Source organism: Variovorax paradoxus (genome assembly GCF_022009635.1).
Taxonomy (GTDB): Bacteria; Pseudomonadota; Gammaproteobacteria; order Burkholderiales; family Burkholderiaceae_C; genus Variovorax.
Map to the genome: position 1 here is coordinate 2,759,091 of NZ_CP091716.1, position 20,039 is coordinate 2,779,129.

The 20,039-nt window shown below is 67.1% G+C and carries 24 protein-coding genes and 1 pseudogene; 15 read left to right on the plus strand and 10 right to left on the minus strand.

Annotation, left to right across the window (positions count from 1 at the left end; genetic code table 11):
- Nucleotides 1-132 precede the first annotated feature (132 nt).
- The 5 genes from egtB (at nucleotide 133) to L3V85_RS12830 (ending at nucleotide 4,704) form a co-directional block, all read left to right on the plus strand.
- Nucleotides 133-1,392 (plus strand): ergothioneine biosynthesis protein EgtB, encoded by a 1,260-nt coding sequence (gene egtB / locus L3V85_RS12810; RefSeq protein WP_237679577.1) that lies wholly within the window; start codon nucleotides 133-135, stop codon nucleotides 1,390-1,392.
- A 2-nt stretch (nucleotides 1,393-1,394) separates the two neighbouring features.
- Nucleotides 1,395-2,399 (plus strand): L-histidine N(alpha)-methyltransferase, encoded by a 1,005-nt coding sequence (egtD, locus tag L3V85_RS12815; RefSeq protein WP_237679578.1) that lies wholly within the window; start codon nucleotides 1,395-1,397, stop codon nucleotides 2,397-2,399.
- Between the two features lie 684 nt (nucleotides 2,400-3,083).
- Entirely contained in the window at nucleotides 3,084-3,368 is a 285-nt protein-coding gene (locus L3V85_RS12820; protein ID WP_237679579.1) for a DUF427 domain-containing protein, read from the plus strand.
- Nucleotides 3,365-4,120: a 2OG-Fe dioxygenase family protein gene (locus L3V85_RS12825; protein WP_237679580.1), complete on the plus strand. Its 756-nt coding sequence runs from the start codon at nucleotides 3,365-3,367 to the stop codon at nucleotides 4,118-4,120. The genes L3V85_RS12820 and L3V85_RS12825 overlap by 4 nt, the downstream gene beginning before the upstream one ends.
- Nucleotides 4,121-4,263: 143 nt before the next feature.
- Nucleotides 4,264-4,704, plus strand: a complete 441-nt coding sequence (locus L3V85_RS12830) for a universal stress protein (RefSeq protein WP_007833935.1) — start codon at nucleotides 4,264-4,266, stop codon at nucleotides 4,702-4,704.
- Between the two features lie 9 nt (nucleotides 4,705-4,713).
- Here the strand turns inward: L3V85_RS12830 and L3V85_RS12835 are convergent, their stop codons facing one another.
- A complete protein-coding gene (locus L3V85_RS12835) occupies nucleotides 4,714-5,385 on the minus strand; it encodes an RluA family pseudouridine synthase (protein WP_237679581.1) in 672 nt (223 codons plus the stop codon).
- A 96-nt stretch (nucleotides 5,386-5,481) separates the two neighbouring features.
- Between L3V85_RS12835 and L3V85_RS12840 the strand changes: the two genes are divergently transcribed.
- Complete coding sequence (locus tag L3V85_RS12840) at nucleotides 5,482-6,795, plus strand: MFS transporter (protein WP_272934791.1); 1,314 nt, start codon at nucleotides 5,482-5,484, stop codon at nucleotides 6,793-6,795.
- Nucleotides 6,796-6,809: 14 nt separating this feature from the next.
- Here L3V85_RS12840 and L3V85_RS12845 read toward each other — a convergent pair whose 3' ends face one another.
- The 3 genes from L3V85_RS12845 to L3V85_RS12855 are packed head-to-tail and all read right to left on the minus strand — an operon-like array spanning nucleotide 6,810 to nucleotide 7,535.
- On the minus strand, nucleotides 6,810-7,097 hold the full coding sequence (locus tag L3V85_RS12845; protein ID WP_237679583.1) for a 2Fe-2S iron-sulfur cluster-binding protein: 288 nt from the start codon (nucleotides 7,095-7,097) through the stop codon (nucleotides 6,810-6,812).
- 10 nt (nucleotides 7,098-7,107) lie between these two features.
- Nucleotides 7,108-7,389: a VF530 family DNA-binding protein gene (locus L3V85_RS12850; protein ID WP_237679584.1), complete on the minus strand. Its 282-nt coding sequence runs from the start codon at nucleotides 7,387-7,389 to the stop codon at nucleotides 7,108-7,110.
- A complete protein-coding gene (locus L3V85_RS12855) occupies nucleotides 7,386-7,535 on the minus strand; it encodes a hypothetical protein (RefSeq protein WP_007833921.1) in 150 nt (49 codons plus the stop codon). Before L3V85_RS12855 ends, L3V85_RS12850 begins: the two co-directional genes overlap by 4 nt.
- An 87-nt stretch (nucleotides 7,536-7,622) precedes the next feature.
- On the opposite strand from L3V85_RS12855, the gene L3V85_RS12860 reads away from it, so the two are divergent.
- The 3 genes from L3V85_RS12860 (at nucleotide 7,623) to L3V85_RS12870 (ending at nucleotide 9,822) form a co-directional block, all read left to right on the plus strand.
- A complete protein-coding gene (locus L3V85_RS12860) occupies nucleotides 7,623-8,141 on the plus strand; it encodes a GNAT family N-acetyltransferase (RefSeq protein ID WP_237679585.1) in 519 nt (172 codons plus the stop codon).
- A 9-nt stretch (nucleotides 8,142-8,150) separates the two neighbouring features.
- Nucleotides 8,151-8,834, plus strand: coding sequence for a PepSY-associated TM helix domain-containing protein (locus L3V85_RS12865; protein ID WP_237679586.1), 684 nt, complete (start codon nucleotides 8,151-8,153; stop codon nucleotides 8,832-8,834).
- A 79-nt stretch (nucleotides 8,835-8,913) separates the two neighbouring features.
- Nucleotides 8,914-9,822 (plus strand): DUF808 domain-containing protein, encoded by a 909-nt coding sequence (locus tag L3V85_RS12870; protein ID WP_237679587.1) that lies wholly within the window; start codon nucleotides 8,914-8,916, stop codon nucleotides 9,820-9,822.
- Between the two features lie 22 nt (nucleotides 9,823-9,844).
- Here L3V85_RS12870 and L3V85_RS12875 read toward each other — a convergent pair whose 3' ends face one another.
- Both L3V85_RS12875 and L3V85_RS12880 read right to left on the minus strand, forming a co-directional pair.
- Nucleotides 9,845-10,057 (minus strand): hypothetical protein, encoded by a 213-nt coding sequence (locus L3V85_RS12875; protein WP_237679588.1) that lies wholly within the window; start codon nucleotides 10,055-10,057, stop codon nucleotides 9,845-9,847.
- Between the two features lie 29 nt (nucleotides 10,058-10,086).
- Nucleotides 10,087-11,283, minus strand: a complete 1,197-nt coding sequence (locus tag L3V85_RS12880; protein WP_237679589.1) for a YncE family protein — start codon at nucleotides 11,281-11,283, stop codon at nucleotides 10,087-10,089.
- A gap of 102 nt (nucleotides 11,284-11,385) precedes the next feature.
- Between L3V85_RS12880 and L3V85_RS12885 the strand changes: the two genes are divergently transcribed.
- From L3V85_RS12885 to L3V85_RS12900, 4 genes are read left to right on the plus strand one after another with little or no spacing between them, the layout of a single operon-like run.
- Nucleotides 11,386-11,658, plus strand: a complete 273-nt coding sequence (locus tag L3V85_RS12885) for a DUF2164 domain-containing protein (protein ID WP_237679590.1) — start codon at nucleotides 11,386-11,388, stop codon at nucleotides 11,656-11,658.
- Nucleotides 11,659-11,660: 2 nt separating this feature from the next.
- On the plus strand, nucleotides 11,661-12,488 hold the full coding sequence (locus L3V85_RS12890; protein WP_237679591.1) for a VOC family protein: 828 nt from the start codon (nucleotides 11,661-11,663) through the stop codon (nucleotides 12,486-12,488).
- Between the two features lie 57 nt (nucleotides 12,489-12,545).
- Complete coding sequence (locus tag L3V85_RS12895; protein ID WP_237679592.1) at nucleotides 12,546-12,971, plus strand: hypothetical protein; 426 nt, start codon at nucleotides 12,546-12,548, stop codon at nucleotides 12,969-12,971.
- 21 nt (nucleotides 12,972-12,992) lie between these two features.
- Nucleotides 12,993-13,790 carry an enoyl-CoA hydratase/isomerase family protein gene (locus tag L3V85_RS12900; RefSeq protein ID WP_237679593.1) on the plus strand — a complete coding sequence of 266 codons (798 nt, stop codon included), beginning with the start codon at nucleotides 12,993-12,995 and terminating at the stop codon, nucleotides 13,788-13,790.
- A 109-nt stretch (nucleotides 13,791-13,899) separates the two neighbouring features.
- On the opposite strand, the gene L3V85_RS12905 is transcribed toward L3V85_RS12900, so the two are convergent.
- Nucleotides 13,900-14,700, minus strand: a complete 801-nt coding sequence (locus tag L3V85_RS12905) for a DUF2817 domain-containing protein (protein ID WP_237680553.1) — start codon at nucleotides 14,698-14,700, stop codon at nucleotides 13,900-13,902.
- 143 nt (nucleotides 14,701-14,843) lie between these two features.
- Between L3V85_RS12905 and L3V85_RS12910 the strand changes: the two are divergent.
- Nucleotides 14,844-16,570: pseudogene (locus L3V85_RS12910) on the plus strand (IS1634 family transposase).
- 29 nt (nucleotides 16,571-16,599) lie between these two features.
- On the opposite strand, the gene L3V85_RS12915 reads toward L3V85_RS12910, so the two are convergent.
- Both L3V85_RS12915 and L3V85_RS12920 read right to left on the minus strand, forming a co-directional pair.
- Nucleotides 16,600-16,956 carry a DUF2817 domain-containing protein gene (locus L3V85_RS12915; protein WP_237679594.1) on the minus strand — a complete coding sequence of 119 codons (357 nt, stop codon included), beginning with the start codon at nucleotides 16,954-16,956 and terminating at the stop codon, nucleotides 16,600-16,602.
- A gap of 40 nt (nucleotides 16,957-16,996) precedes the next feature.
- Nucleotides 16,997-18,319: an MFS transporter gene (locus L3V85_RS12920; protein WP_237679595.1), complete on the minus strand. Its 1,323-nt coding sequence runs from the start codon at nucleotides 18,317-18,319 to the stop codon at nucleotides 16,997-16,999.
- A gap of 134 nt (nucleotides 18,320-18,453) precedes the next feature.
- Here L3V85_RS12920 and L3V85_RS12925 point away from each other — a divergent pair, with 134 nt between their 5' ends.
- Nucleotides 18,454-19,356, plus strand: coding sequence for a LysR family transcriptional regulator (locus tag L3V85_RS12925; protein WP_237679596.1), 903 nt, complete (start codon nucleotides 18,454-18,456; stop codon nucleotides 19,354-19,356).
- Here the strand turns inward: L3V85_RS12925 and L3V85_RS12930 are convergent, their stop codons facing one another.
- The gene (locus L3V85_RS12930) at nucleotides 19,357-20,004 is read right to left on the minus strand and encodes a glutathione S-transferase (protein WP_237679597.1); all 648 of its coding nucleotides are present in this window, start codon (nucleotides 20,002-20,004) and stop codon (nucleotides 19,357-19,359) included.
- Nucleotides 20,005-20,039 lie beyond the last annotated feature (35 nt).

The following is a 20,039-nucleotide window of genomic DNA, read 5'->3' on the forward strand; positions in this document are numbered from 1 at the left end:
ATGCACGTCCGCGCGTCTTGTGCCACAGTGGCTGCCCGCCGATTTTTCGGCTGCGAGCCTGCGGCGTTTTGTCCTACGCGCTTTCTTCATCCGAATGGGCTACAAAGTGCGGCTGACCCGACTGGAGACCCCATGACGCTTTCCCGGCCGATCACACAGGCGGCAAGCGCACTGCGCGACAGATTCCGCGACGTGCGCGCCACCAGCCTGGCGCTTGCCGCCCCGCTTTCCGCCGAGGACCAGTGCATCCAGTCGATGCCCGACGCGAGCCCGACCAAGTGGCACCTGGCGCACACCACCTGGTTCTTCGAGACGGTGCTGCTGCAGCCGCACGCCACGGGTTACCTACCCTTCGACAAGCGCTTTCATTACCTTTTCAACTCGTACTACGAGGCGCTCGGCCCGCGCCATCCGCGCCCGCAGCGCGGCCTGCTCACGCGGCCCTCGGTGGACGAGGTGCATGCGTATCGCAAGCATGTCGACGAGGCGGTGGTCGCGCTGCTCGAGGAAGGCAGCGGCGAGTGGGCCGCCATCGAGCCTATCGTCACCCTGGGGCTGAATCACGAACAGCAGCACCAGGAACTGCTGCTCACCGACATCCTGCATGCGCTGTCGTGCAACCCGATGCTGCCCGCCTACAAGCCCGCGAGCGGGCCGGCGCTGCGGCTGGCCGCCGTGCCGCCCGCGATGCGCTGGATCGAACGTCATGGCGGCGTGGTCGAGGTGGGTTTTGGAGGGCGTGAGTTTTCGTTCGACAACGAGACACCCCGCCACAAGGCGCTGGTGCAGCCGCATGCCATTGCCGACCGGCTGGTGAGCTGCGGCGACTTCGCGCAGTTCATCGCCGACGGCGGCTACCAGCGGCCCGAGCTGTGGCTGTCCGACGGATGGGCGGCGGTGCAGGCGAACGGCTGGCGTCATCCGGCCTACTGGCTCGCGCCCGACGATCCGAGGCTCGGCTTCGGCCTGCAGCCTTCGCAAGGGCCCTCCGCCGGCTGGCACGTGTTCGGCCTGCATGGCGTGCGGCCGATGGAGGCCGATGCGCCGGTGTCGCAGCTCAGCTTCTATGAGGCCGCCGCGTATGCCGAATGGGCCGGCGCGCGCTTGCCGACCGAATTCGAATGGGAGTCTGCATGCGACGCGCCCGGCATCACGCAGATGACCGGCCATGTCTGGCAGTGGACGCGCTCGTCCTACGACCCGTACCCGGGCTTCAGGCCCATGCCCGGCATCGCGGCGGAATACAACGGCAAGTTCATGGTGGGACAACTGGTGTTGCGCGGCGGCAGCGTGGCCACCCCGGCGGGGCACACGCGGCCCAGCTATCGCAACTTCTTTCCGCCGGCGGCACGCTGGCAGTTCTCGGGGCTGCGGCTCGCGAAAGACATCTGATCATGCGAAATCCGACTTCCTCTTCTTCGCTGTCGTTCGTGCCTGCGAAGGCGCGTGCTGCTGGTGCTGTTTCCGAAGCGGCCCAGCCGTTGTCGGAGTTCGGGCGCGAGATGCAGGCCGGGCTTGCCCGTTCGCCCCGCAGCATTTCGCCGAAGTTTTTCTACGACGCCGCAGGGTCGCAGCTGTTCGACCGGATCTGCGAGCTGCCCGAGTACTACCCCACGCGCACCGAACTGCGCATTCTTGGCGAATGCGCGGGCGAGATCGCGCAGCAGGTCGGGCCGAACGCGGAGATCGTGGAGTTCGGGGCCGGGTCGCTGACCAAGGTGCGGCTGCTGCTCGATGCGCTGGAGACACCCAGGCGCTACCTGCCCATCGACATCTCGGGCGAGCACCTCGAGGCGGCTGCGGCGCGGTTGAAGGCGGACTATCCGGCGCTCGTGGTGCAACCCATTGCGGCCGACTACACGATGCCGATGGTGCTGCCTGCGCCTATGGCCGGGGCAGGGCGCCGAGTCGGGTTTTTTCCGGGGTCGACGATCGGAAATTTCGAGCCTGACGAGGCGTTGGCTTTTCTGCAGTTGGCGGCGCGCATGTTGCGTGGCGGCGGGCTCTTGATCGGCGTCGACCTGGTGAAGGACCCGGGGCGGCTGCATGCGGCTTACAACGATGCGCAGGGGGTGACGGGGGAGTTCAACCTCAACCTGCTGCGGCGCGCCAACTCGGAGCTGAATGCGGACTTCGATCTGGATGGGTTCTCGCATGCGGCGTTCTACAACGCGCCTCGGCAGCGGATCGAGATGCACCTCGTGAGTCGTCGGGCTCAGAGCGTTTGTTTGAATGGGGAACGGTTCGGGTTCGAGGAGGGCGAGACTATTCATACGGAGTACTCGCATAAGTTCACTGTTGAAGGGTTGCGGGCTTTGGCTGCTCGGGCCGGGTTCAAGCCTGGTGCGGTTTGGACTGATCCTGAGAGGCTGTTCAGCGTGCATTGGCTGGCTGCTTAGTTTGGGTTTCGGGGCCGGGTCTCGCCCCGGCGGGCGACTCACTTTCTTTTGCTTCGCCAAAAGAAAGTAAGCAAAGAAAAGGCGACCCCACTGTCTGCGACCCTCCGCTTCGCTACGGGCAACCTGCGGTGCTCGCGTTTCGCGGGGTCTCGCCCAAACTCGCTTCGCTCAGACAAGGGCGAGCCCTGATCCGCGAAACGCTGCGCTCCTCGGCGCAGCCAGAGGGGAGGGGAAACTGGCCGGGCCTTTGCTTCGCTCGGCCTCATGCGGCACAGCCGCGACGCGGCTGTGCCGTCGCGCCGAGCGCAGCGATGGCGCGTTTGGTTTTCAAATCCCTTCTGGCTGCGCCGAGGAGCGCAGACGTAGGCGGGATCAGGGCCGCAGCTGTTTGAGCGAAGCGAGTTCTGCGGACCCCCGTCTACGTCGAGCACCGCAGGTTGCCCGTAGCGAAGCGGAGGGACGCAGACAGCAGGGTCGCCTTTCTTTTGCCTACGTTTCTTTGGCGAAGCAAAGAAAAGTAGGTCGGCCGCCGGGCCGAGACCCGGCCCCGGGAAAACAAACTCCCAAATCAGGGTAGATAAAGCAAACGAAGAAAGCTCGAACCGCAGCAACGGCACAATACCCAAGCCCCGTGCGGCAGCGCAACGGCCAGCGCCCGCAACCCTCCCCCTGGAGACCAAGACCATGAAAGCAACCTGGAACGGCGTCACCATCGCCGAAAGCGACGACACCGTGCTCGTCGAAGGCAACCACTATTTCCCGATGAGTTCGCTCAACCGCGATCACGTCACCTTCAGCAACCACAAGACCACCTGCCCCTGGAAGGGCACCGCGAGCTATTACTCGCTGCTGGTCAATGGCGAGCTCAACACCGACGCCGCCTGGTACTACGCCGACCCGAAGCCGGAAGCAGAGGAGATTCGCGACCGCGTCGCGTTCTGGAAGGACGTGAAGGTCAGCGCGCAGTGACCACGGCCGCTTTCACTCCCCCGTTCATCGCCCCCGCCGACCTGCCCGCCGCCCTGCGCGGCCAGGGCTATGCGGTGCTGAGCCCCCAGGGCGTCAGCGAATGGCTCGGCGCACCGCTGTCGCAGCTCGAGGCGCTGCACGCGGACTGGAACGAACTCCCGCCGGACGAGTACCTGAAAGACGGCGGCCGCTATCGCACGCGGCGCCATGCCTGCTTCACCGTCGAGGCCGACGACCACGCCACGCTGGCGCAGGTGCCGCATCGCGCGCACTGGCAGCCGGTCGAATACAACGCGCTGCACGGCGGCATGCAGCGCTGGTTCGCGCCGATGCTCGACGCCACGGTGGCGCAGCCCGTGTGGCAGCGCCTGCTGCAACAGTTGGGCAAGACCAGCGGCGAGATGCGCGGCGCGCCGCAGCGCTGGTACGTGGAAGCGCATCAGTTCCGCATCGACACCGCAGGCGGCATCGGCCGCCCGACGCCCGAGGGCGCGCACCGCGACGGTGTCGACCTGGTGGCCGTGGCACTCATCGGCCGGCAAGGCATCAAGGGCGGCGAAACGCGCGTGTTCGAGGCCAATGGCCGGCGCGGCGAACGCTTCACCATGACCGAGCCGTGGAGCCTGCTGCTGCTCGACGACGCACGCGTGATCCACGAGTCCACGCCGATCCAGCCGCTCGAAGAGGGCGGGGAAGGCTGGCGCGACACGCTCGTGATCACCTGCCGGGCCAAGGGTTTTCAGGGGGACTGAACCCGCGCGGCGGGGCATGCGGGAGCGTGCCGCGCCGCCGCTGGCTTGAGTCCTACAGTCCGCCAACCCAACAGCGGTTAAATTCGAGCCCCGGCTCTTTGTGAGCCGTGTCTGTCTGCTGCGAACGAAAGCGAGGTCCCGCCATGTTCAATCACATCCTGGTTCCAATCGACGGCTCCGAAACTTCCATGCTCGCTGTCAGCAAGGCCAGCGGCCTCGCGCTGGCCTTCGGAAGCCGCATCACGCTGATTCACGTGATCGACAACTATCCCTTCATCGGCGTCGGCGCGGACTACGCGCTCGGCCAGAACGAATACCTCGCCGCTGCAACGGCAAGCGCCAACGCAGCGCTCGCGCGCGGTGTGGCGGCGCTGGCGGCCGAAGGCCTGCACAGCGACCAGCGCGTGATCGACGGCCACGTGGTGCATGAAGGCATCGTCGACACGGCCATCGCCATCGCGGCCGACCTCATCGTGATGGGCTCGCACGGCCGCAGCGGCATCGAGAAACTGCTGCTCGGCAGCGTCACTCAGCGCGTGCTGCAGGACGCGAACATGCCGGTGCTGGTGGTCAAGGGCGGCTGAGGCTCTTCTTCAGCCACGCAAGGCAACGAAATCGGGCGTACGCCTGAAGCGGAGTTCCTCCATCGTCACCGGATGCACGAAGCCCAGCTCGCTCGCATGCAGCAGCAGGCGCGGCGCGCGTGCCTGCAAGGCGGCATCGCCATAGAGCGCGTCGCCCAGAATCGGGTGGCCGATCGACAGCAGGTGCACCCGCAACTGGTGCGAACGGCCGGTCAGCGGCTCCAGCAGCACATGGGTGGCGGCGGAACTGGCTGGCTCGCCGGACCAAGCTGAAATCGCCTTCCACCGCGTGACGCTGGGCTTGCCGGCCGGGTCGATCTTCTGCAGCGGCCGGCGCGGCCAGTCGGCCATCAGCGGGGCGTCGATCACCGACCACTCATCGAGCTGCGGCAGCGTGCCGTCGACCACGGCTTCATAGCGCTTGTGCACCCGGCGCTCGGCAAAGGCGGCGCTCAGGGCGCGCTGCATCTCGATGCCGCGCGCCATCACCACCAGGCCGCTGGTGCCCATGTCGAGCCGGTGCACGATCAGCGCGTCGGGCCATTGCAGCAGGGCGCGCGCGCTCAGGCAGTCCTGCTTGTCCTCGCCGCGGCCGGGCACGCAGAGCAGGCCGGCGGGTTTGTCGAACGCCAGCAGGTGGTCGTCTTCGTGAACGGGGTGCAGGGGGGCGGGCAGCGTCATGGAGGCACCGAGTTTAGAGAGCGCGCCAGAAGAGGGCGCAGGGGGCGTTTCCGCGCCTCACGGCCCGCTCATGAAGCCTCGGATATCCTTGAGCGAATGTCCGGCCCCGACCCAGCTCCCGCTTCCTTCCCTCCCGCAACCCCTGCCATTCCGGTGGTCGCGGCTTCCTCCCCCAGCTTTTCCGACCTGACCCGCGAGCGTCCTTTCATGCACATGTGGACGGCGCGGCTCTTCGGCACCGCCGCCTCGCAGATGCTGCTGGTGGCCATCGGCTGGCACATGTACGACCTCACCGGCAGCGCCTGGGACCTGGGCCTGGTCGGCCTCTACCAGTTCGTTCCGGCGCTGCTGCTGGCGCTGCTGGCGGGCCATATCGTCGACCGGCACCACCGGGGGCGCATCGTCGCGGCCTGCTTCGCGGTGCAGGGGCTGGTCGCGCTGGTGCTGCTGCTGGCGGTGATGGGCAAGCACGACACGCGCGGCCTGCTGCTGGGCCTGTCGCTGGTGCTGGGCGCGGTTCGCGCCTTCCAGATGCCTGCCCAGCAGGCGCTGACGCCGCTGCTGGTGCCGCCGACCATGCTGGCGCGCGCGATGGCCTTCAGCTCGGCCGGCATGCAGGGCGCCATCATCGGCGGCCCGGCGCTGGGCGGGCTGCTGTTCGTGGCGGGCATGGCGGTGGTCTACGGCGCCAGCGTGGCGTGCTTTGCCGTCGCCTGCGTGCTGGTGCTGCGGCTGCGCTATGCCTACACGCCGGCGGCGCGCGAGCCGGTCACGCTGGCCACGGTGTTCGCGGGTGTCGATTTCATCTGGAAGCGCAAGCCGGTGCTCGGCGCGGTCTCGCTCGACCTGTTCGCCGTGCTGCTGGGCGGCGCGGTGGCGCTGCTGCCCATCTACGCCAAGGACATCCTGCACACCGGCCCCTGGGGGCTGGGCCTGCTGCGCGGCGCGCCGGCGGTGGGCGCGCTGGTCATGTCGATCGCGCTCACCCGGCGGCCGGTGGAGCGCCATGTGGGGCGCACGCTGCTGATGGCCATTGCTCTGTTCGGGCTGTGCATGGTGGTGTTCGGCATTTCGAAGAGCTTCATCGTGTCGCTCATCGCGCTGGCAGTCTCGGGCGGGGCCGACATGGTCAACGTGGTGATCCGCCAGACGCTGGTGCAACTGGAAACGCCCGACGCCATGCGCGGCCGGGTGAGCGCCGTCAACTCGATCTTCATCGGCGCCAGCAACCAGCTCGGCGAATTCGAATCGGGCGCCACGGCGGCGCTGCTGGGGCCGGTCGGCTCGGTGGTGGTGGGCGGCGTGGGCACGATGGTGGTGGCGCTCGCATGGTTCAGGCTGTTCCCGTCGCTGGCGCAGCGTGACCGGCTGACGGTGGCGGCGCCTGCGGTCAGGCCGCAGTCTTCGTAGCCCGGCCGGCCAGTTCAGTCCGCGAAGAGGGCGCGCGCGCTGGGCACGTCGAGCGTCACATCGCCCAGCGCCTGTGCCACGCAGGGCAGGATCCAGCCTTCTTCTTTTTCGTCGATGCTCAGGCCCGGCCACTCGATGGTGTGGCGGGTCTCGCCCGACAGCCGCTGGCAGATGCAGGTGCGGCAGGTGCCGTTGCGGCAGGAGCTGGGCAGCTCGATGCCCGCGGCCTCGGCGGCCTGCAGCAGCGTGGTGCCGGCGTCGGCCTCGAAGCAGAGGCCCGACGGTTCGAGTCGAACCTTCATCGTTGCGGGATCAGGGGGTGTTTTGATTCTGCTGCTGTTCGCGGCGTTGCTCGCGCAGCATGAAGAGATACAGGCTCTCGACCTTCTCGCGCGCCCAGGGGGTCTTGCGCAAAAACTTGAGGCTGGAGCTCACGCTCGGATCGATCGCGAAACAGCGGATGGGCACCAACTCGGCGAGCTGTTCCCATCCATAGTGGCCGGCCAGCGCCGTCACGATGGCCTCCAGCGTGAGCCCGTGCAGCGGGTTGCGCGGCTGCGCGGGCCTGGCCGGGGCCGGTGCTGCGTCGGTCACTTGTTCTTGAGCTTGCCGCGCGGGATCACAGCCGTGGTGATCGTGCGGACCGGTTCGATGCCGCCGGTGCCGACGGGCTTGGGCGGCGAGGTGTCCTTCTTCGGTTTCTTCGCTTCCTTGGTGCTGCGTTGCTGACCCTTGGCCATGTCGATTTCTCCTGTTGTTACGACGGATGCACCGGGCAGTTTAGCGGTGCGGCGACAATACGCGGTTCCATTGATTTCCCCGCATTCATGTCAGATTACGAAGTTCGCCCCGCCACCCTGCGCGACGCCAAGGCCGTCGCCGAAGTCCACGCCCTGGCCGCCAAGGCTGCCTACGAAGGCATCCTCCCCGAAGAAGAGCTGCGCACCCTGGCTCCGGCGTCGCGGGAAGCCAAGTGGCGCGAGGCCATCGAATACAGCGAACCCCAGGTGCACGTGGCCACGCTGGACGGCCAGATCGTCGGCTTCGTCGGCTTCGACCGCTCGCGCGACCCCAAGACCCCGCCCACCACCGGTGAAATCTGGGCCATCTACGTCAAGCCCGAGCACTGGGGCAAGGGCGCCGGCGTGGCCCTGTGGGACGCGGCGCGCGAAGGCCTCGAGGAAGAGGGCTGCACCACGGTCACCATCTGGGTGCCCATCCGCAACGACCGCGCCATGCGTTTCCACGAACTCGCCGGCTTCAAGCGCGAGATGAAAACCGCCAAGACCACCGCCTTCGGCACCGTGCGTGTCGAGGAAATCCGACTCAAGCGCGACGTTTCCTGACCTTTCGCCATGGACCACGACAGCACCACCCTGGGCCACGCCGCGCGCGTGCGCTCCCACCAGCGACGCACGGCCGCCGTGCAATGGATCCGCCGCACCCATGGCTGGATCGGCCTCTGGGGCGCGGTGCTGGGGCTGTTGTTCGGGTTCAGCGGCATCTGGCTCAACCACCGCAACGTGCTGAAGCTGCCGCAGGCGCAGGAACGCACCCGCGCGCAGCTGGCGCTGCCCGAGCCCGCCCCCGAGACGCCCGAAGCCATGAGCCGCTGGCTGCAGGAGGCGCTGCGCATGAGCGGGCCACCAAATTCCACCCGCATCGAGCCCGCCAAGCCCGTGGCATGGGCCGACAAGAGCGACAAGAGCGCCCCGGCGCTCATGCAGCCGGCGCACTGGGTCTTCAACTTCGGCGGCCCGAACGAAATGGTGCAGGCCGAGTACTGGCAGGGCAACCGCTCCGTGGGCGTGGCCACCACGCACAACGGCTTCGTCGCCACGCTCACCAACATGCACAAGGGCGGCGGCATGCCGGTGCCCTGGATCCTGCTGGTCGATACGCTGGCCGGCAGCCTGATCTTCCTGTCGATGTCGGGCGTGGCGCTGTGGATGCTCACGCACCGTCGCCGCCGCGTGGGTCTGGCGGTGTTCGGTGCCTCGCTGGTGGCTGTGCTGGCATTGGCGCTGAGCGCGCTCTGAACCGGCCCCGAATGGGTATTGAAAGGCGCGTCAAGGGCAGCGGCTAAGCTCGCCGCTTCTCTTTTCCTCCGACCTGCCCATGGCCTCCAGCCTGCTCCTGCTGCTCGACGACATCGCGACCGTCCTGGACGACGTGTCGGTTCTCACCAAGGTGGCCGCCAAGAAAACGGCCGGCGTGCTGGGCGACGACCTCGCGCTCAATGCGCAGCAGGTGTCCGGCGTCAGGGCCGAGCGCGAGATTCCCGTCGTGTGGGCCGTGTGCAAGGGCTCCTTCATCAACAAGGCCATCCTGGTGCCGGCCGCCCTGGCCATCGGCACCTGGCTGCCCTGGCTGGTGACGCCGCTGCTCATGGTGGGCGGCGCATTCCTGTGCTTCGAGGGCGCCGAGAAGCTCGCCCACAAGTTCCTGCACAAGAAGGCGCATGCCGAAGACACCGGCCGCCATGAACAGGCCGTGGCCGACGCCTCGGTCGACGTGGTCGCCATCGAGAAGGACAAGATCAAGGGCGCGGTGCGCACCGACTTCATCCTCTCGGCTGAAATCATCGCCATCACGCTGGGCACCGTGCAGGGCCAGCCGTTCACCACGCAGCTCAGCGTGCTGGTGGGCATCGCGCTCATCATGACCATCGGCGTGTACGGCCTGGTGGCCGGCATCGTGAAGCTCGACGACGCGGGCCTTTACCTGAGCCAGCGCGCCGGCGCCGCGTCGCGTGCGGTCGGCCGCGGCATCCTGGTGGCGGCGCCGTGGCTCATGAAGGCGCTGTCGGTGGCCGGCACCGCCGCCATGTTCCTCGTGGGCGGCGGCATCCTGGTGCACGGCGTGCCGGCGCTGGGCCACGCGGTCGAAGACTGGGCCAAGGCCACCGGCGGCGTGTTCGGCACCCTGGGCTCGATGGGCGTGAATGCCGGCGTGGGCGTGGTGGCCGGCGCCATCGTGCTGGCCGTGGTGGAACTGGTCGGCAAGCTGCGCGGCAAGAAGGCCTGAGGGCCTCCCAGCGCTATTGGCTTTACTGGCGCGGCTTGCCGCGCTTGAACAGCTCGACCACCACCAGCGCCGCGCCCAGCGCCAGCGCGAACCAGCCCACGATATAGGCGCCCGCCACCATCTCGAACCAGCGCGTGCCCTGCAGGAAGCGCGGCCCCAGCAGGACGGCGGCGCCGATCACGAGGCAGAGGATGCCGCGTTCGAGCGTGCGGAGTTGTCGTTTGGGTTGCGCCATGGCTTGTGCTTCGTTCGGAAAGAGTGGATTCAGTGCGTCATTGTCCCGCGCATCGCGGCCGGATGGCCTTCCAACACGAATGACTTGCCCGTCGGCACCAGCGTGTCGCCGTCCAGCCGCAGGATGGTGATGTCCTTGTCGATGAAGTTGCCCACGTACAGGTACTTGCCGTCGGCGCTCCACACCGCGCCTTCGGGCAGGCCACGCACCACCACTTCGTTGGCGCGGGTCACCTTCTTGCCGTCGATCTTCAGCAGCACCACCGAGCCGTTGCGGTTGTAGAAGTAGGCGTTCTTGGCCGCGTTGCTGCCGCGCAGGATCACCGCTACCGCATGCCTGCCGGTCGGGCTCACGGCCAGCCCCTCGGGGCCGTCGCCGACCACCACCTTGTCGACCACGCGCGGCGGCGCGGCTTCCATGTCGATCACGCTCACCGTGTCGACCTGTCCGTCCGATGCGCCGGCATTGCCGTTGTCCGCCGTGAGCGCGAGCTTGCCGTCGGGCGTCACGTCGACGTTGTAAGGCCACAGGCCCGCCGCGAGGTCGAGCTTGTTGTAGCTGACCTTCTCGCCGTCCACGTCGATCAGCGCGATCTTGTGGCTCGGAAACTTGGCCGCCAGCGCGCGCCTGCCATCGGGTGTGAAGCGCACGTGCGCCACCGAGTCGCCCATGGCCACGGTGTCGATCAGCGTGACCTTCTTGCCCGCGATGCGCAGCACGCTCACCGAGTTGTCGGCGCGATTCGCCACCAGCGCCAGGTTGCCCGCCCGATTGATCGACAGGCCCGAGGGCTGCTTGCCGATCCGCAGCGTGTCCAGCAGCCTGGGCGGGGTGGTCGTCAGGTCGATCACGAACAGGCGGTTGTCGGGCACCTGTTTGCGCACGCCGTTTTCCTCGACCACGTTGAGCGAGTTGGCGACCAGCGCGAGCGTTTCGCCGGGCGTGATGGCCAGGTTGGTCGGCGGGCCGGCGATGGTGTTGTCGAGCTGCAGCGTGCCCAGCACCTTGGGCGCGAGCGGGTCGGTGCCGATGTCGAGCACCTGCACGGTGTCGCGCCCCATGGGCCCGAGGATGACGGCGCCGGCGTCGTTCCACGACTGTTTTTCGTCGTTGGCCACCAGCATCAGCTGGCGCTGCGCCACGGTGGGCGTCATGGAGGTGCAGCCGGCGAGCACGGCGACTGCGCCCAGGGCAAGGGCCGCGAGCGCGGCGGGGCGGATCTTCATGGCGTCTGTCTCCGGTGTTGTTGTGGGCGCATGGTAGCGAACGGAACGACGGGGCCGCGCCCGGCACAATCGACCGACTCCACACCCGAGAGACGAAAGCCCATGACCATCGAGATTTCGAAGGAAGCGCGCCAGCAGGCCATCACCTCCATCGAGCGCTATTTCCGCGAGAACATGGAAGAGCCGATCGGCAACATCGGCGCAGGTGCGCTGCTCGGCTTCTTCCTCGAGGAAGTCGGCCCGCTGGTCTACAACAAGGCCGTGGCCGAAGTGCAGGAGCGGCTGCAGCTGCGCATTTCGGAGATCGACCTCGAGGTGCACGAGGACGAGTTCCAGTACTGGCGCAAGTACGACAAGCAGAAGAAGGGAAAGTAGGCGTGTCGCCGTATCGCGGCATCGATCACGTCGTCATCCGGCTGCAGTCTGTCGAGGCGCTGCATGCGCTTTTTGCGCAGACTTTCGGCCTGCCGGTGTCGTGGCCCCTGCAGCACAGTCCGTTCGCCAGCTTTGGCTGGGTGAACGTCGGCAACACGAATCTCGAGTTCTGGGCCGCTGCACAGAACGACGACCTGCCGCAGGACGCCCAGCCGCCTCTGGTGCACGGCTTCGCGCTCGATCCGGGCGACCTCGGGGCCAGTGTTGCGCTGTTGGCAGCACGCGGCATCGCATGCAAGACGCCAAAGCCGTTTCGGACGCAGACATCCGAAGGCGCGTGGGTCACCAATTTCACGAATGCGGTGGTGCTCGACGTGTCGTCCGATGCGTGCTGCGTTTTCTTCTGCGAATGGGATGCGGAAGGAACGATTTATCCGTGGAAGGAGAAGCTCGATGCCGCACAGCGCAATGCTCGGGACAAGGCTGCGTTCGACGCATGCGGTGGCGGGCCGCTTGGGATCGTCGGGGTGCGTGAAGTGCGGCTTGCCGTGCCGGATGTGGATGAAGCCGGCAAGGCATGGCGGGCCCTGACGGGTTCTGATGGGGCGGATGCCATCGCCCTTACACCTGATGTCTCGTTGCGGCTCCTGCCGCGCGGTACACGCGGCTCCAGCATCGAGACGCTGACCTTCGGCGTTCGATCGTTGCCGGTCGCCAAGGCATTCCTGGCGCCGCGGCAGCTTCTGGAGGCATCGCCCGACGGCGAATTGAGGCTGTCCCGCGCGGCCTGCGACGGACTGGATTTGCGGCTCGTGGAGGCTGGAGCGTAGCGCCCGCACATCGCCTCGATTCCAAAAATGCTTCAAAACGTTGCAAAATTCGACGCCATGCACCTCCCACGCAATCTTCAAGGCTCCCCGCTTTCCTCCGTCATGCGCACGCTGGCCGCTTTTTCGCTGGTCTTTGCCGCATCCATGGCCACGGCGCAGCAGAACCCCGCCGACTTCCCGCTCGACTCGGTCGGCTACCTGAACGAGGAACTGCCGCGCATGGAAGCCGCCATTGCCGCGAAGGACCGCAGCTTCTTCCATGATGCGATGGCGCGCACGGTGGAGTTTTCGGATCGCTGGGGCTTCAAGGTCAAGGCCAATCCGGACCTCGCGGCCTACCCGATGTGCACGGCGGCGGTCATGGACTACGTGGTGGTCGGCATGTGCAAGCTCACTCCCGGCGACGATGCCTGCGAGCCCGGTCTCGCGGCGCGCTTCGACAGCAACGTGAAGCGCTGCCGCGAGATCGCCGCCAGGAAATAGACAGAACACGGATTCCGCGCCATGGACTACACCCGCTATCAAACCCTTGCCATCACGCGCCGGGGCGCGAACGGCGCGGTGCTCGACATCCAGATGCGCGCGGCCAACGGCAAGCTGCCGACGGCCGGCCATGACGGCCACCGCGAACTCGCCGAGATCTGGCGCGACGTGTCGGCCGACGACACGGCGCGCTGCGCGGTGCTGCGGGGCGAGGGGTTGGGCTTCTCGGGCGGCGGCGACCTGGCGATGGTGCAGGACATGACCACCGACGACGCCGTGCGCCAGCGCGTGTGGCGCGAGGCGCGCGACCTGGTCTACAACATCATCAACTGCGACAAGCCCATCGTCAGCGCCATGCACGGCCCGGCCGTGGGCGCGGGGCTGGTGGCGGGCCTTCTGGCCGATATTTCCATTGCCACCAGGAACGCGAAGATCGTCGACGGCCACACGCGCCTGGGCGTGGCGGCGGGCGACCATGCGGCCATCGTGTGGCCGCTGCTGTGCGGCATGGCCAAGGCCAAGTACCACCTGCTGCTGTGCGAGCCGGTGAGCGGCGAAGAGGCCGAGCGCATCGGCCTCGTGTCGCTCGCGGTGGACGAAGCCGACCTGCTGCCGCGCGCCTACGAGGTGGCCGACCGGCTCGCGGCCGGCAGCCAGAGCGCCATTCGCCTGACCAAGTACGCGCTGAACAACTGGCTGCGCCAGGCCGGCCCGACCTTCGACGCCTCGCTGGCGCTGGAATTCATGGGCTTCGCGGGCGCCGACGTGCGCGAGGGCGTCGCCTCGCTGCGCGAACGGCGCGCGCCGAACTTCGGCTGACTGGCTCTGGCTTCGCAAGGGACACCGCGGAACCGGCTTTGCCGGGCCGCTGGTGTCGCCCCCTGCAAGGGGGTTGGCGAAGCGACACGAAGTGCGCGAAGACTGAGGGTTAGCTTGATTTGAGGCCCTGCAGCGTCTGCAGCAGAACCACACGCGTCTGGCCCAGCACCATGCTCTTCCATTCCTCGTTGTCGCAGTAGAACGCGTCGCGCAGTTGCTGGCGAATTTCGCGCTTCTGCGATTCGGGCGCTTCGGGATGGCGGCGCAGCCAGGTGTCGGCGCGCAGGCGGTTCAGCACTTCCAGGTCGGGCAGCGTGCCGAATTCCAGGCCCATGGGCGCGATGCGCGCGTTCGGGCACTCGTCGTAGGCGGTCGAGATGACCGGGCCCGACACGTCGGCCGAGGCCGAGTCGCCCGCGAAGGGCGCGAACACGTCGGCGCCCCACCAGGCGTGGGCCAGTGCGAGGTCTTCGGGCGTGTTGCGGCCCGGGTAGATCTTCTCGCCGTGGCCGTAGGGGCCCAGGCCCGTGTGCACGTCGATCCAGCCCAGGTGCGTGGCCGAGGCGGCGTATTTGCGCAGGATCTTGCGGATGGTGCCGTTGCTCCACGAAGGCGCGGTGCCGCCGTAGAACAAGCCGTTCGGCGAGGTGTACTGGCCCTTGGTCACGGCCGCGCGGAAGGCTGTCATGCCGTGCTTCTGGATGTAGGCGCCCACGGCCGCCTCGTCGGCCGGCGTGGGCGGCCAGCTTGCCGGCAGCACCAGCGGCTCGACCTCGGCATACGCGGCGTTCACCGGCAGCGGCGCATTGAAGTCGATGTGGTTGCGGTTCAGGTCGATGTTGTCTTCGTTGGTGCGGTGCAGGTGCGAAAAACCGTGCGGGTTGACGGCATGCACCCCCGAGTTCGACACCAAACCGCCGTTTTCCGATGTTTTCGCGGACCGGTGCCATATGAATCAAGCACTTAGCTGAGGCGTTTTGATTTTTATGTAGTGGCAATGTTTTATTGCTGATGTGTTGGCAATTGCCCGTATTTTTTTGCTACACTTCTTCTATGTTCATCAAGCTCACCCGCTCAGGCGGCCACACCTACGCCCAGTTGGTGGAGTCCTTCCGAGACGAACACGGCAAACCCCGCCAGCGCACGCTGGCCACCATCGGGCGGGTGGACGAAACAGATGGACAAGTCGACTCACTGCTGGGCGGTCTGCTTCGCGCCAAGGGTCGCTCACTGAGTGAGACATCCGTTCCCCAGGTGCGTTTTGAATCCGCACTGGCCCTGGGCGATGTCTGGGCGCTGGATCAACTCTGGCACGAGTTGGGTTTCGATGGCTTGGCTGCTGTCTTTCGCCGCGCACGCTTTACCAACCCCATCGAGCATGCCCTGCGGGTGATGGTCTTTAACCGGCTGTGCGACCCCGACTCCAAGCTCGGGGTGCTGCGCTGGCTGCAAACCGTCAGCATGCCGGGTATCGATGCAGAGGCACTCACCCACCAGCAACTGCTGCGCAGCATGGATGCGCTCATGGACCACCAGGACGCGGTGGATGAATGCGTGGCGGGCCTTTGCGCCCGCTGATTGATGAGGATCTGTCGGTGGTGTTCTACGACCTGACCACCATCCGCGCCCAAGGACTGAGCCAGCAAGAGGGTGACGTGCGCCGCTATGGGATGTCCAAGGAAGGCATGGTGGTGCGCCAATTCATGCTCGGCGTGGTGCAAACAGCCGACGGCATGCCTATCTATCACGAGGTGTTTGCGGGCAACACAGCCGAGGCACCGACGTTGGAGCCGACCTTGAAGAAGGTGATGGCGCGTTACCCGCACATCCGCCGCCTGGTGGTGGTGGCTGACCGTGGGCTGCTTTCGCTGGACAACATAGAGGCCTTGTCCGAGTTGCGCTTGTCGGGTGGGGCCAGCGGATCAACCGATCAAGCGCTGGAGTTCATCCTGGCAGTGCCGGGGCGGCGCTATGGCGAGTTCGCAGACATACTGGAGCCGATCAACGCCCGAGCCCGAGCCCGCGCATCAGAGCAAGAAACGACAGAAGAGACTATCGATGAGGCGCAATGGCAGGGTCTTCGTCTGGTGGCGGCCCATAACCCGCAGCAGGCGGCCGAGCAGACTGCCAGTCGTCAGGCGCGCATTGACCAATTGCGCCAGCGCGCCGACCAGCTGGTGGGCAAGCTCGATTCGCAAGATGCAGGCAAGGCACACCGGGGTAGAAAGCTGTCTGATGCGGGTGTGACGGCACGCTTCTTCCATGAGGTGAGCGAGGCGCACCTCAAGCGCATCATCAAGGTCGATTTGCATGCCGATCTGTTCACGTATGACATCGACCAGGCAGCTCTGGCCCGCGCCCAGGCGATGGATGGCAAGCTGCTGCTGGTGACCAACGTGGCGGACTTGACACCCAAAGAGGTGGTGCAGCGCTACAAGGCACTGGCAGACATCGAACGGGGATTTCGGGTGCTGAAGTCGGAGATCGAGATTGCGCCGGTGTTCCACCGCCTGCCCGAGCGCATCAAGGCGCATGCGAGCATTTGCATGCTGGCCCTGATCCTGTACCGCGTGATGCGCCAGCGCCTGAAGATGAGTGGCAGCGATTTGTCACCGGAGGCTGCCCTGGCGGACTTGCGGCGAATTCAGCGCCACCGTGTGAGCATCAACAATGCCGCGCCCATTGCGGGCGTCTCTTCCATCGTCCAACGCCAGACCGATGTGCTGGCCGCACTGAAGATCAAAAAACCCCAGCAAGACACCCAATTGAGCCTGCTGTAGTGGCAGCCGAGAGTCTTGGCCCATACAAATCAAGCACTTAGCGCGGTTGGTGTCGAACTCGGGTGCACCAGCAGCAGCGCCACGCCGGCCTGTTCCAGGCGCGAGAGCAGGTCGGCGTCGTTCAGCGTGGCGACTTGCGCGCCGGAGCCGCTGAAGCCTTCGGGGCCGTGCGTGCCCGAGGTCACGAGCAGCAGCTTCTTCGCGTCGATGGGGCCGATCAGCGCGACGTCGGTGGCCAGCTCTTCGCCGAGTGCGCCGCGGTGGGCCTCGAGCACGAACGATTCGACGGTCGCGCCGCGCTGGGCGGCGGCCTCGAGGAACTTGGCGCGGGCTTCGACGTACGTGCCCGAGAAATGCCGCGTGGCGGCGGAGCGTTGGGTTGGCATGAGGTGGGGACTCCTGTGCTTGGAATGTTGGGAAGAATCTTCAGGCCGAGGCCGCGTGGGCGCCCGCGGCGTCGATGTCGCGGCCCGTATGGTCGCGCAGCCAGAGCAGGCCGATCAGCGAGACGACCGTCATCGCCACCAGATACCAGGCCGGTGCCAGCTTGCTGCCCGTGGCGTTCAGCAGCCAGGTGCTGATGAAGGGCGCGAAGCCGCCGAAGAGGGCCACGCCCACGCTGTACACCAGCGACATGCCGCTCGCGCGCACCGCCTTCGGGAACATCTCCGGCAGCATCGTGATGCCGGGCACCGTCTGCACCACCAGGCCGAAGCTGAACACGCCGAGCACCACGAACAGCACCGTGGGCGTGGGCGAAGCGTTGAGCCACAGGAAGCCCGGGTAGATGAGCACGGCCAGCGCGATGCGGCTCCACAGGATGAGCGGCTTGCGGCCCACCACGTCCGACAGCTTGCCCACGAAGGGCGCGAACGCGAAGGAGATGAGGCCCGTGAGCGCGGCGCCGAACAGCGCCACCGACGGCGTGAACCCGAGCTCGCGCACCGCGTAGGTCGGCATGTAGAACGTGACCACGTAGGCGGCCGTGGTGCCGCCCACCAGCGTGAGGATGGCGGCCAGCACCGTCTTGCCGTGCTGCGTGCAGACGATCTTCAGGCTGCTTTCGCGCGGCGCGGCGGCTTCGGCCGGCGAGATGTGCAGCGACTCTTCGAGGTGGCGGCGGATGTACATGCCCACCGGCGCGATCAGCATGCCGATCACGAAAGGCACGCGCCAGCCCCAGCTCTGCATGGCTTCGGCCGAGAGCGCGGTGGTGAGCACGCCCACCACCACGGCGCCCATCAGCACGCCCAGGCCCTGGCTTGCGAACTGCCAGCTCGCCATGTAGCCGCGATTGGCCGGCGTGGCGTGCTCGACCAGCAGGGTGGTCGATGCGCCCACCTCGCCGCCGGCCGAGAAACCCTGGATGAGCCGCGCCAGCACGATGACGATCGGCGCCGCGACGCCGATGCTCGCGTAGGTCGGCGTGAACGCGATCAGCGCGCAGCCCAGGGCCATCAGGAAGATGGTGAGCGTCATGGCCTTCTTGCGGCCCGCCCGGTCGGCGTACGCGCCGATGATGATGCCGCCCAGCGGCCGCATGATGAAGCCCACGCCGAAGCTCGCCACCGTCAGCAGCAGTTGCCCGTAGGAATTGAAGGTCGGAAAGAAGAGCTTGCCGATCACGAGCGCCAGGAAGCCGTAGACGGTGAAGTCGAAGAACTCCAGCCCGTTGCCGATGGTGGTGGCAACGATGGTCTGGCGCCGGCGCGCGGGGCTCGATGCCGGCGGGTTGCTTGGGATGCTCATGTCTCTCCAGTGTGTGCTTGCTTTGTGTGGATGTCTGCCAAAGGTTTCTATGCCCCTGGCCGCGCCGGATGCTAGAGACTCGTCGCTGTCATGAAAAGACAATAATTGGGTCATAACGATAACTTTTGGTTGTCATGAAACCCAATCAGTTGCACGCCTTCGTGGCGGTGGTCGAGCAGATGAGCATCCGCGCCGCGGCCCGGATGCTGGGGCTGTCGCAGCCCGCGGTGACGAAGATCGTGCGCGAGCTGGAGCGCGAGGTGGGCGCGCCGCTGGTGGAGCGCAGCGTCAAGGGCGTGCGGCTCACCGAGTTCGGCCAGGCCTTCGCGCCGCGTGCGCGGCTGCTGCTGGCCGACATGCAGCGCGCGCGGGACGAGATCGCGCAGATCCGCGACGGCGCCACCGGCACGGTGTCGATGGCGGTGAGCGCATCGTTCGCGCTCACCGTGCTGCCGACCGCTTTCAAGGACTTCCACACCCGCCTGCCCGCCGTCGACGTGCAGTTCAGCGAAGCGGTGCTGCCGTGGATGCTGGCGCGGCTGCGCGACGGCTACCTCGACTTTGCGGTGGCCCACGTGGTGCCTGGCACGCTCGATCCGCAGTTCGAGGCGCTGGAGCTGTTTCCGGTGCAACTGGTGGTGGGCATGCGCAACCGCCATCCGCTGCGCGGCGCGCGCTCGCTGCTCGACCTGTACCCGGCCGAATGGATCTTGCCGGGCGACGACGACCGCGGGCGCGAGTCGGTGGCGCCGCTGTTCACTCCGCTGGGGCTGCCGCCACCCTCGCGCATCATCCAGGGGCAGTCGGTGACGGTGGCGCTCGGGCTGGTGGGCAACATGGATTTGATCGGCCTGTTCGTCGAGCCGCTGGTCAAGCTGACTTTCAAGCGGCACGGCATCCGCCGGGTCGACGTTGACGAGGTGCTGCCGATGCTCAACGTGTGTGTGCTGCGGCGCAAGGGACAGTTGTCGACGCCGGCGGCGCAGCACTTCATCGAGTGCATCCAGCGTGCGTCGGCGGCGGAGATGCTGGCCTAGCTAGAACCTGACGCCGGGCTCGCCGGTCTTCCACGGCGCGTACTTGCCCATGACACGCTCGAACAGCGCGGAGCCCGTCCAACCGTCGAGCCAGGCCTGCAGGCGGGGCCACGGCTTCGCGGCGAACCATGCGGCATCGACCATCGCGAACTGGCGCACGAAGGGCATCAGCGCCGCGTCGGCCAGCGTGGCGTGGCCGCCGGTGAGCTGCGGCGAGGCCGAGAGCCGGTCTTCGAGGTCGCGCAGGAATCGTGCGCCGAGTTCGCGGGCCGGCTCGCCGCCGTCCGGGTGGCGGTCGGGGTACTTGTAGCGGTCGAGCAGGGGCTTGAAGCTGTCATCGCATTCGGCGACCAGCGCGAGCATGTCCGGCAGCGCGCCGGCATCGGGCTGCAGCCAGCGCAGCGGGTCGTTGCGGCGCAGCGCCCAGAGCATCACGTCCAGGCTCTGCTCCAGCACCGTGCCGTCGCCGGGCAGCAGCACCGGCACCGTGCCCTTGGGAGAGGCGGCGAGCATTTCGGCGGGCTTGTTCTTCAGCGCCACCTCGCGCAGCTCGCAGGCCTGCTCCGCTGCCGCCAATGCGAGCCGGGCGCGCATGGCGTACGGACAACGGCGGAACGAGTAGAGAACGGGCAGGGCGGTGGCGGGCATGCGGCAAACGGGAGCGAAAAAGGTGAAGATGCCGA